Origin of the sequence: Cognatazoarcus halotolerans (genome assembly GCF_009800965.1) — a bacterium.
Lineage (GTDB): Bacteria > Pseudomonadota > Gammaproteobacteria > Burkholderiales > Rhodocyclaceae > Cognatazoarcus > Cognatazoarcus halotolerans.
In genome coordinates this window covers 20,776-31,350 of record NZ_WUAF01000030.1, presented here as the reverse complement: position 1 = coordinate 31,350, position 10,575 = coordinate 20,776, and the positions used below count along the sequence as shown (strand labels likewise).

Annotated in this window: 8 protein-coding genes; 6 read left to right on the top strand and 2 right to left on the bottom strand. The window is 64.6% G+C overall.

Going from position 1 to position 10,575, the window contains the following annotated elements:
• Both GQB03_RS21690 and GQB03_RS21685 read right to left on the bottom strand, forming a co-directional pair.
• A partial coding sequence (locus GQB03_RS21690) for a transposase (RefSeq protein ID WP_200832366.1) occupies positions 1–547 on the bottom strand: 547 nt, incomplete at its 3' end.
• A 782-nt stretch (positions 548–1,329) separates the two neighbouring features.
• On the bottom strand, positions 1,330–2,184 hold the full coding sequence (locus GQB03_RS21685) for an NAD-dependent protein deacetylase (protein WP_159693717.1): 855 nt from the start codon (positions 2,182–2,184) through the stop codon (positions 1,330–1,332).
• Between the two features lie 325 nt (positions 2,185–2,509).
• Between GQB03_RS21685 and GQB03_RS21680 the strand changes: the two genes are divergently transcribed.
• The 6 genes from GQB03_RS21680 (at position 2,510) to GQB03_RS21655 (ending at position 10,543) form a co-directional block, all read left to right on the top strand.
• Complete coding sequence (locus tag GQB03_RS21680) at positions 2,510–3,322, top strand: PEP-CTERM sorting domain-containing protein (RefSeq protein ID WP_159693715.1); 813 nt, start codon at positions 2,510–2,512, stop codon at positions 3,320–3,322.
• Positions 3,323–3,493: 171 nt separating this feature from the next.
• The gene (locus GQB03_RS21675) at positions 3,494–3,940 is read left to right on the top strand and encodes a DUF2214 family protein (protein WP_159693713.1); all 447 of its coding nucleotides are present in this window, start codon (positions 3,494–3,496) and stop codon (positions 3,938–3,940) included.
• Entirely contained in the window at positions 3,937–4,596 is a 660-nt protein-coding gene (locus tag GQB03_RS21670) for a TetR/AcrR family transcriptional regulator (protein WP_159693711.1), read from the top strand. Before GQB03_RS21675 ends, GQB03_RS21670 begins: the two co-directional genes overlap by 4 nt.
• On the top strand, positions 4,593–5,690 hold the full coding sequence (locus GQB03_RS21665; RefSeq protein ID WP_235027174.1) for an efflux RND transporter periplasmic adaptor subunit: 1,098 nt from the start codon (positions 4,593–4,595) through the stop codon (positions 5,688–5,690). Before GQB03_RS21670 ends, GQB03_RS21665 begins: the two co-directional genes overlap by 4 nt.
• Entirely contained in the window at positions 5,687–8,839 is a 3,153-nt protein-coding gene (locus GQB03_RS21660) for an efflux RND transporter permease subunit (RefSeq protein WP_159693710.1), read from the top strand. The genes GQB03_RS21665 and GQB03_RS21660 overlap by 4 nt, the downstream gene beginning before the upstream one ends.
• Positions 8,840–9,079: 240 nt before the next feature.
• Positions 9,080–10,543 carry a mechanosensitive ion channel gene (locus GQB03_RS21655; RefSeq protein WP_159693709.1) on the top strand — a complete coding sequence of 488 codons (1,464 nt, stop codon included), beginning with the start codon at positions 9,080–9,082 and terminating at the stop codon, positions 10,541–10,543.
• Positions 10,544–10,575: the final 32 nt, after the last annotated feature.

The following is a 10,575-nucleotide window of genomic DNA, read 5'->3' as shown; positions in this document are numbered from 1 at the left end:
TCTCGCCCTTGAAATCGACCATGCCGGTGCCGTCACCCCCATCCTTGGGCGGCTCGCCGTCCTTGCGCCTGAAGCTCTTGAACGAGGCCCAGGCTTCGATCAGCGTGCCATCGACGGTGAAGTGATCGGAAGACAGGAGCCGCTCACGGCGCGCAAGGCACACGACTTCATCAAAAAATCGGCGCGCGATGTCGGTGACCACCAGTCGCTCGCGCAGCCGACTGAAATTCGATTGATCCAGACCGGCGCTCTCCAGATCCATGTCGAGAAACCAGCGGAAGAGAATGTTGTAGTCGAGTTGCTCGCAGAACTGCCGATCGGAACGAATCGAATACAGCGCGATGAGCAATTGGCCCTTGAGCAGCCGTTCCGGCGGAATCGACGGGCGACCCGTGCTCGAATAGAGCGCATCGAGTTCAGAAGAAATCGCGCCAAGTGCTCGCTCGGCCAGTTTCTTGACCCCGCGTAGCGGATGATCTGTCGGCACGCGGGATTCCGCCGAGAAGTAATGGAACATCGAGGACAGGGGATCAAGTTGGCCACGCATCGCTGTCAGGACAAGGGTTCGGAAGACCAGGCTATGACATTTGCCAGGGCCGTTCGTTCACTGGGTTTTGCATCAACCTGTTAGCGTTGTACTGATTGGCGGTTCAAGTGAGTAGTAGCCCATATCGTTGGCGCCTATAGAGCCCTAACGAAACGTGAAGTCGACAGCAAAATGTCAAGTAAGCAGAATATACGACAGGAGAATAATGGGGGTAGGGGTTGCTAAGGCATTGAATGTCATAGCAGTCTCGTGAGACAAGCCTGGTGGAACGTCGGATATCAATCTCATCGTTCCCCGCATCTTCTCGGCCCCGTCTGCTGGACGTCGTACGCGAGTGCAACCGGATCAAGCATTACTGCATTCGTACGGCAAGGGCCTATGTAGCTGGATTCAATGCTACATCCCGTTTCATGACAAGCGGGACCTCCGCTACATGGGAAGCGGCGAGGTGGTCTCGAGCTCCTTGGGAGCCGAGCGGAACAGCGGGGCTCGGTTGAGTCTGGCGGCAACTGCGCTGTTGTGGCTACCGTGGCGAAGGAAGCGGAACCAACCTGCGGCCCGCAAACACGCTGATCGCCCGATTTGGCCGGGATGAAACGTTATATTGTCCGACGGCTTGCTGTGTGAGCTCGCTTTTCCATAGGCAATTCAGGTGACAGGATTACCGGCCGCCGTTGGCAGTAAGCGGGGGGGGGGGGGCTGGCCGCCACCATGCTCTCTACTGTCACGCGGGTTTGCCGCAGGTGGGGCCTCACCCCAGCCATGGGCATTTCCCCGACACATCAGCACGTTGAGCGTTCCCACGCCGCAAGTTCGCCCACGACCAGCCCAAGCGCCTCCCCGCAGTCTGCGTCGATCTTCAGGTTCAGCAGCGGGTCCGCACGGGTGACGCCCCGGTTGATCGCCGCCACCGGTTTTCCCAGACGGTGGGCGTGCTGGGCGAAGCGGAAGCCGGAATAGACCGTCAGTGAGGAGCCGACCACCAGCAATGCGGCGCTTTGCTCCACCGCATGCATCGCCGCGGCGACGCGTTCACGCGGGACGCCGTCGCCGTAAAAGACCACATCGGGCTTGAGGATGCCGCCGCAGGCGGGGCAGGGGGGCACGACGAAACTCTGGTGGGTGGCTTCGTCGACATGGGCGTCGCCATCCGGTGCGCGTTTGATGGCCCGTGCGTGCTGGTGCGGGAGCGAGGGGTTCAGGTCGCGCAGCCAGGTTTGCACGACTGCGCGTGGGTAGGGTTCGTGGCAGCCGAGGCAGCTCACCCGGGCGATGCTGCCATGCAGTTCGATCACGGCCTTTGTTCCGGCCTTGTGGTGCAAGCCGTCGACATTCTGGGTGATGATCGCTGAGACGCGGCCGGCTTGCTCAAGTGCGGCCAGGGCGAGATGTCCGGCATTCGGCCGGGCCGGGCCAATCGTTTCCCAGCCCACGTAGCTGCGTGCCCAGTAGCGTTGCCGCACGGCCTCGGAAGACAGGAATTCCTGGTGCTGGATCGGCCGGGAATGCAGCCATTCTCCGTTTTGCCCGCGGTAGCTTGGCAGGCCACTCGCCACGCTGAGGCCGGCGCCGGACAGCACCGCCACGGGGCCGCCCTGCAGCAGTTCCATCAGTCGATGCATATCGTCCGGATTCATGACCGCCCCTGGCAGAGAGTCTCGGGGAGCGATCCGATCTCGTCAGTCGCTCGCGTTGCCAGTTTCGCACAGCCACCGCGGGGATTCCCATTTGCAACGGCAAGGCCGGCGTGGCTGCTGGAGTCGTGCAGCGCTGGGGCGACAGGCTGGCATTCGGCCGCTGCGCAGGAGATCGCGTCGAGCGGTGGTTTGCGGGTTGAATAAATGATGCCATGCACTATTCTGCGGAATATGCGCATGACAAAGCCTTACCCGGCGAGCTCGGCGCAAGAATGTCGAGCGTATGGGTCCGTCCGTTCTGCCCAGCCACGAGAGACCTCCCGAGATGAAGATCAAGCCCGTGCATTTCCTGGTGTCCCTGTTCGCCGCATCGCCGGCTCTTGCGATGCAGCCGATCGTCGGAAGTTGGCTGATCGACGATCCGGATGGCCATATTCTTGCAACCTTCCTCGAGGACGGGACCTACTTGGTCGCGCTCGATATCGACGGGGATGCGACGCACACCGGCGTGGAGTGGGGCGCCTACACGTGGAATTCTGCGCCCGGCCCCGACTATGGCCTGATCACCGCCACCGCACAGGGCGACACCAATGGCGACTGGGGAATCGCGAACGACGTGGATGGGCCGGTGAAATTCGCGGTCTCGGGCGACTCGGCCACGGTGAGCAGCCCGTTGGCGGCCGATCCGCTGGCGCATGTCTACTCGGCTTCCCGCATTCCGCACATCCCCGGGACCATCGTTGGTTCATGGACCATCCCGGGCGAACCGGTGGTCAGCGTCAACCTGTTTGCCGACGGCACCTACATCCTCGGCGAGGCCGGCACTGCGGACGCCGATGGCGGACCCGGTATCGAGCGCGGAAGCTACAGCTGGAACCCGGTAACAGGGGAGTTCACCGCTTTCAACGTGCTCACCGATACCAGCGGTGGTTGGGGATTGTGGGATTCGGGCAGTGGCACGGCCAATGCGCTGACCGTCATGGTGTCGGGCGCCAATACCCTGCTGGCGACCAATCCCGGTGAGCCGGCCTTCACCCTGACGGCGGTCGTGCCGGAGCCCTCATCCTACGCAATGCTGCTCGCCGGCCTTGGATTGACCGCCATGGTGGTCCGGCAGAAGGGGCGCATGCGGGTGTGAATCGCCGTTCTTCGCGCTTGCGCGCCAGGCCGTTCCAAAACGACGGAGATCCCGGCAGGGTGATGGCAGCAGCTTGACCTTGCACCAAAGGTCGCTCCGCAACGATGCGCGCTTGTGCAGCCAGCCAGTAGCGACTAAATTACTGACTGGTTAGTAAGTTATGGTCTTCCCGTGGCTGTCGATATCGTTCTCGCCTATCTGCACCATGCCGCCATGGTGTTGTTCTTCGGCGCCCTGTGGCGCGAATTCCAGCTGTGTCGCCCTTCTGGCGAGCGCGGGGTGGCGTTGGCCCTGGCAAAGACGGACCTCGTCTATTTCGGGGCGGCGCTTGGCCTCTTGTTGAGCGGGCTGGGCCGGTTGACCTTCGGTGCGATGCCGGCGGATTTCTATCTCGGCAACCCGGTGTTCCACGCCAAGATGGGGCTTTTCCTGCTGGTCGGCGTGATGTCGGCGTGGCCGACCATGCGTTTCATGCGTTGGCGCAAACGGGCCAGTACCGGCATCCAGCCTTCACCGGCGGAGCTGGAGGCAACCCGCAAGCTGATCCTGGTTGAGCTGTGCATCGCGGCGCTGATTCCGCTGCTGGCGGTGTTGATGGTGCGCGGGGTCGGGCGGTGAGCGGAACGCTGCAGCAGGCCGCACCGCGACGCCGCCGGCGCAAGGAGGCCCGGCCTTCGGAGCTTGCCGCGGCCGCGCTCAGCCTGTTCGTGGAAAAGGGCTACGCGGCGACCCGCCTCGATGAGGTGGCGGCGCGGGCGGGGGTGTCCAAAGGGACGCTGTATCTCTATTTCGACAGCAAGGAGGCCTTGTTCAAGGCGGTCATCCAGGATCGTGTGGTGGCGGTCATGAGTGAGGGCGAGGCCTTGTACGCGTCGCTCAAGGATGATCCGGCGCGTCTGCTGCGCGAGATCCTGATGGGATGGTGGAATCTGATCGGTGCGACCGATCTGGGTGGCATCCCGAAAGTGATGATTGCCGAGGCGCAGAACTTTCCCGAGGTAGCGCGCTACTTCTACGAGGACGTGATCTCGCGGGGCCGCGTGCTGGTCGCCGGTGCGCTGCAGGGGGGCATCGAGCGCGGACTCTTCCGCCCGGTAGACGTGCCGGCCACTGTGCAGGTCCTGATGGCGCCGCTGATCATGCTCTCGGTCTGGCGCAACTCCATGGCGGTGTGCGATCCCGTCGCCTGCCGGCCGGAGGTCTATCTGCCGGCCTACTTCGATCTGGTGTTCAAGGGGCTGGAGCTTGCTCCGGTTTCAGGAGTTTCCACATGATGCTGCGTTCTCTCGTGTTGCCGTTTGCCGCCGCCATGCTGCTTGCGGCCTGTGCCGAAAAGCCGCAGCCCGAGGCGCAACTGCCGGCCGTGCTGGTGCGTGCGGTCGGTGCCGCTGCGGCCCTTGACGTCGCACTCTATACCGGCGACGTGCATGCCCGCCACGAGGCCGCGCTGGGCTTCCGGGTGCCGGGCAAGCTCACCGCGCGGCTCGTCGACGCTGGCGCGCGGGTGCGCAAGGGGCAGGTGCTGGCCAGGCTCGATCCCGCCGACCTGCAGCTTTCCGCGACCCAGGCCCGGGCAGAGCTTGCCGCCGCCGAGGCGGATCTGCGGCTTGCCCGCAGCGAGTTCGAGCGCGCCGCCAGTCTGGTGGCGCAGAAATTCCAGAGCGAAGCGGTGCTCGATGCGAAAAGGACCAGCCTGCAGGCGGCCGAGGCGCGGCTCGGTCAGGCACGTGCGGGGGCCAGCCTGGCGGGCAACCAGACCGGCTATGCGACCCTCGAGGCTGATCGCGATGGTGTGGTGACCACGACCCTGGCCGAGCCGGGGCAAGTGCTGGCGGCAGGCCAGCCGGTGTTGCACCTCGCGCAGGACGGCGCGCGTGAAGTGCTGATCAACATTCCCGAGAGCCGGCTGGCGCAGGTGTCGGTTGGTACCGCGGCGCGTGTCCGGCCCTGGGCGGACCAGTCACGGACCTTTGGCGGCACGGTGCGTGAGGTGGCGCCGGCGGCCGATGTTGCAACCCGCACCTACGCGGTGAAGGTGACCATCGATGCGTCGGAAGCAGCGCTGCCGCTCGGCGCCACCGCAATGGTGGGCTTTGCGGGCGAGGCGCGTGGCACCTTGCTGGTACCGCTCTCGGCGGTGAGCCGTGATGCGCAGGAGCCTGTGGTGTGGGTGCTTGACGCCGCCGCCGGCACGGTTGCGCCACGCAAGGTGGAGGTGGTGTCCTTCCGCGAGGACGGTGCGCTGATCAGGGGCGAATTGAGCGCTGCCGAACAGATCGTGGTACGCGGCGCGCCGCTGCTGCGCGCCGGCCAGAAGGTACGCCCGGTGCTCGAGGATGCCCCGGTCTCGCTGGACGCCCGGCGATGAGCCGCTTCAATCTTTCCGAGTGGGGACTGCGGCATCAGTCCCTGGTGCTGTTCCTGATGGTGGCGCTCACCCTTATCGGGCTGGTCTCGTACCGCAGTCTCGGGCAGTCCGAAGACCCGCCGTTCACCTTCAAGGTGATGGTGGTGCGCACAGAGTGGCCGGGGGCGAGCGCGCGCGAGGTCGAACAGCAGATCACCGACAAGATCGAGAAGAAGCTGCAGGAGTTGCCGCAGATGGACACCCTGCGCAGCTATTCGCGGCCGGGCGAGTCGCTGGTGTTCTTCATCGCCAAGGATTCGACGCCGGCAAGACAGGTGCCCGACATCTGGTACCAGGTGCGCAAGAAGATCGGAGACATCCGCTATACCCTGCCCCAGGGGGTGGTCGGCCCGAGCTTCAACGACGAGTTCGGCGATACCTTCGGCAACATCTTCGCGCTGGTCGGCGACGGCCTCGATCATGCCGAAATGAAGCGTTTTGCCGAGGCGGTGCGAAACGAGTTGCTGCGGGTGCCCGATGTGGCCAAGGTCGATTTCTTCGGCGATCAGCCGCAGCGGGTCTACATCGAGCTTTCGAACGCCCGGCTGGCGACGCTGGGTGTGCCGGTCGAGCAGGTGGTGGCATCGATCGCGAGCCAGAATGCGGAGGTCGGCGCCGGCTTCTTCGAAACGTCCGAGTCGCGCATCTACCTGCGTCCGGACGGGCAATATGCCGACCCGCAGGCGATTGCCGACACGGTGATCCGTGCTGGTGGGCGCAGCTTTCGCCTGGGCGACGTGGCGGAGGTCAGGCGCGGTTTTGTGGACCCGCCCTCCGACCGCATGCGCTTCATGGGCGAAGATGCGCTCGGCCTCGGGGTGTCGATGCGGGCGGGCGGCGACATCATCGCCCTCGGCCACAATCTCGATGGCGCGGTGGCGCGCATCCAGTCGCAACTGCCTGCAGGGGTGAGGCTCGAGCGGGTCGCGGATCAGCCGCGCGCGGTGCAGCGCTCGGTGAATGAGTTCGTGCGCTCGCTGGCCGAGGCGGTGATCATCGTGCTCGCGGTCAGCCTGCTGTCGCTGGGCCTGCGTACCGGCATCGTGGTGGCGGTGACGATCCCGGTGGTGCTGGCGATCACCTTCCTGCTGATGAGCATCTTCAACATCGGTCTGCACAAGATTTCGCTCGGGGCGCTGATTCTCGCCCTTGGCCTGCTGGTTGACGATGCGATCATCGCGGTCGAGATGATGGCCACCAAGATGGAGCAGGGCTGGGAGCGCACCCGCGCGGCGAGTTTTGCCTTCAGCTCCACCGCGATGCCGATGCTCTCGGGCACGCTGGTGACGGCCGCCGGCTTCCTTCCGATTGCCACCGCGGCCTCGAGCACCGGCGAATACACGCGCTCGATCTTCCAGGTGACGGTGACGGCGCTGCTGGTGTCCTGGGTGGCGGCGGTCCTGTTCGTCCCCTATCTCGGCTTTCACCTGCTGCCGGATCTCGCCAAGGCCAATGGCAAGCCGGGCGTTTTCATGCGGCTGATGCGGCGGCTGTCACCTCGACTGGCCGACTGGCTGGCCAGCCACGATCCCTATCACCACGAACATCACGAAGAGGATGCGATCTACCAGACCGCGTTCTACAAGCGCTTCCGCCGCCTCGTGGCGGGTTGCGTGGCGCATCGCTGGTGGGTGATCCTCGCCACGCTGGCGATATTCGTCGCATCGCTGGTGGCCTTCAGCCATGTGCCGCAGCAGTTCTTCCCCGATTCGACGCGCCGCGAACTGCTGGTGGACCTGCGCCTGCCGGAAGGCAGCTCCCATCAGGCTACCGACACCGAAGTGAAACGCCTCGAGGCCTTGCTGCGCAAGCAACCCGGCATCGAGAATTTTGTCGCCTATGCCGGTGCCGGCAGCCCGCGTTTCTACTTGCCACTCGACCAGCAGCTGGCGCAGACCAGCTTTGCCCAGTTCGTGATACTCACCGAGGGCCTGGATGAGCGCGAAGCTTTGCGCACGACCCTGATCGACTTCTATCGCAATGATCCGCACGGTGTGAGGGCGGTGATGAATCGCCTCGAGAATGGTCCGCCGGTGGGCTTTCCGGTGCAATACCGGGTCAGCGGCCAGGATTTCGACGAGCTGCACCGGGTTGCCCACCGCGTGGCTGCGGTAATGCGCAGCGATGCGCGCCTGTCGAACGTGCAGTTCGACTGGCAGGAGCCATCCAAGGTGGTGCGTCTCGCGATCGATCAGGAGAAGGCACGGCTGCTCGGGCTTTCCAGCCAGGACATCGCGCAATTGCTCGACACGGCCCTCAACGGCAGTACCGTGACCGAATTTCGCGAGGGCACCGAAACCATCAAGGTCGTGCTGCGTGGCGCCGAGCTCGAGCGCACCCACCTGTCGCTGCTGTCCGATCTTTCGATACCGACCGCCAGCGGTCACGGTGTGCCGCTGGCGCAGGTCGCGCGGCTCGAGCATGGCTTCGAGGAGGGCGTGATCTGGCGCCGCAACCGCATCCCCACGGTAACGATCCGCGCCACCATGTACGGTGGCGAACAGCCCGCCCAGGTGGTCGCCGCGCTGGCTGCGCCGATCGCGTCGATCCGCGACGAACTGCCGCTCGGTTATCGTCTCGAGGTCGGCGGTTCGGTGGAGGAGAGCGGCAAGGGGGGAAGTTCGGTCGCCGCAGGCGTACCGCTGTTCATCCTCGTGGTGCTTACCGTGCTGATGGTGCAACTGCAGAGCTTTTCGCGCACGACCATGGTGTTGTTCACCGCGCCGCTGGGAATGATTGGCGTGACCGCGGCGCTGCTGTTGTCGGGCAAGCCCTTCGGCTTCGTTGCCATGCTCGGGACGATCGCGCTGTCAGGCATGATCATGCGCAACTCGGTGATCCTGGTGGACCAGATCCAGCAGGACCTCGCTGCCGGGCGGGCCGCGCTCGATGCGGTGATCGAAGCCACGGTGCGACGTTTCCGGCCGATCATGCTGACTGCCGCGGCAGCGATTCTCGCCATGATCCCGCTCACCCGCAGCGCTTTCTTCGGGCCGATGGCGGTCGCGATCATGGGCGGTCTTGCGGTGGCGACCTTGCTGACGCTGCTTTTTCTGCCGGCGCTCTATGCGGCCTGGTACCGGATAAAGCCGGCCGATCCAGTCTCCTGAAAGGACGGTTCGTATTCCCGATTCCCGCCGAGATGACGGTCTCCTTGGCGTGGCTGAATCAAAAAATGTTGCGCCGCACACTAAGTGGTGTTTATCCTGAATGTGCTTTTTTGGCATAAATGGATGCATTGCAACATTCTGGAAAATGTTTTCCTTTAGCGTGAAAAAGCGGGAATGTGTCCGATGCGCTTGTGCGGGCACGTTCGATTCGAACTTCAAGCACAGGGAGAACCGACAGACATGGATACACTTTTTGCTGCATTGCAGGGCAGCCTCGGAACGCAGCTGCCGAACCTTCTGGGGGCGCTCGGGATACTCGTCATTGGCTGGTTCCTCGCCCTGCTGGCGCGCGCCGGAAGCAAGCGCCTCTTGGGGGTGGTCGGCCTCAACAGCCGGCTTGCCGCGGCCACCGGCCAGCGCATGGATGCCGAATCGGCGATTGCCTTGGGGCTTTCTGGCCTGGTGATCCTCGTCACCCTGGTTGCGGTCTTCAACGCGCTCGACCTCGAGACGGTGTCCGCACCGTTTGCCGCGCTGGTGGCGCAGATCACCGGCTACCTGCCGAATCTGCTGGCCGGTTCGGTCCTGTCCCTGATCGTCTGGGCGCTGGCCACCGCGTTGCGTGCGCTGGCCACCCGCGGGCTCGCCGCCACCAGTCTCGACGAGAAGCTGTCCGCCGAAGCGGGCGTCGAACCGATCAGCAAAAATCTCGGCAATGTCCTGTTCTGGCTGGTGGTGCTACTGTTCCTGCCGGCCATTCTCGGTGCATTCCAGCTCAACGGCCTGCTTGGACCGGTGCAGGACATGGTCGACACCGGCCTGGCGATGCTGCCCAACGTCTTTGCTGCGGCGGTGATCGGTTTCGTTGGCTGGCTGGTGGCCAGGGTGCTGCGCGGCCTGGTCGGCAACCTGCTGGGCGCGGCGGGGATCGACCGGCTTGGCGAGAAGGTCGGCCTCAACGAGTCGGTGAAGCTCTCCAGCCTGGCGGCGACCGTGGTCTTCATCCTGGTCTTCGTCCCGAGCCTGATCGCGGCACTTGATGCGCTGCGGATCGAGGCGGTTTCGGGACCGGCAACCGCGATGCTCGGCCAGTTTTTCGATGCGGTGCCCGAAATCGTGGCTGCAGCGGTGATCCTGATGGTGACTTGGTTCGTGGCGCGCTTCGCCTCCGGGCTGATCGGCCGTCTGCTCGCAGGCGTGGGCTTCGATCTGCTGCCCGAGCGGCTGGGCATGGCGCACGCGTTCGGCGAGAAGAACACCGCTTCGATGCTGGTCGGCCGGATCGCCCTGTTCTTCGCGATGCTCTTTGCCACGGTGGAAGCGGCCAATCGTCTTGGCTTCGGTCAGGTGCGTGATGTGGTGACGATGTTCATCACCTTCGGCGCCGACATCCTGCTCGGCGGTGTGATCCTGGTGGTCGGCTTCTGGCTGGCCAACCTCGCTTCGGCGGCGATCGACAAGGCGAGTGGCGAAAACACCTCAGGCCTGGCACGTGTGGCCCGTTTCGCGATCCTCGGGGTCGTCATCGCGATGGGACTGCGGGCGATGGGGATTGCCGACGATATCGTCAATCTCGCCTTCGGATTGACGCTTGGCGCGATCGCGGTAGCAGTGGCGCTGGCCTTCGGTCTGGGTGGCCGCGAGGCTGCCGGCAGGCAGATGGAATACTGGCTTGCGAAGTGGCGCGGCGAGGGCCGGAACTGAACGTAGCCGACCGGGCACCCCGCGGGGTGCCC

What these genes read in the sequence shown, in the direction of transcription:
- GQB03_RS21685 (WP_159693717.1), bottom strand. Translation starts at nt 2,184, where the DNA reads ATGAATCCGGACGATATGCATCGACTGATGGAACTGCTGCAGGGCGGC.
- GQB03_RS21680 (WP_159693715.1), top strand. Translation starts at nt 2,510, where the DNA reads ATGAAGATCAAGCCCGTGCATTTCCTGGTGTCCCTGTTCGCCGCATCG.
- GQB03_RS21665 (WP_235027174.1), top strand. Translation starts at nt 4,593, where the DNA reads ATGATGCTGCGTTCTCTCGTGTTGCCGTTTGCCGCCGCCATGCTGCTT.
- GQB03_RS21660 (WP_159693710.1), top strand. Translation starts at nt 5,687, where the DNA reads ATGAGCCGCTTCAATCTTTCCGAGTGGGGACTGCGGCATCAGTCCCTG.
- GQB03_RS21655 (WP_159693709.1), top strand. Translation starts at nt 9,080, where the DNA reads ATGGATACACTTTTTGCTGCATTGCAGGGCAGCCTCGGAACGCAGCTG.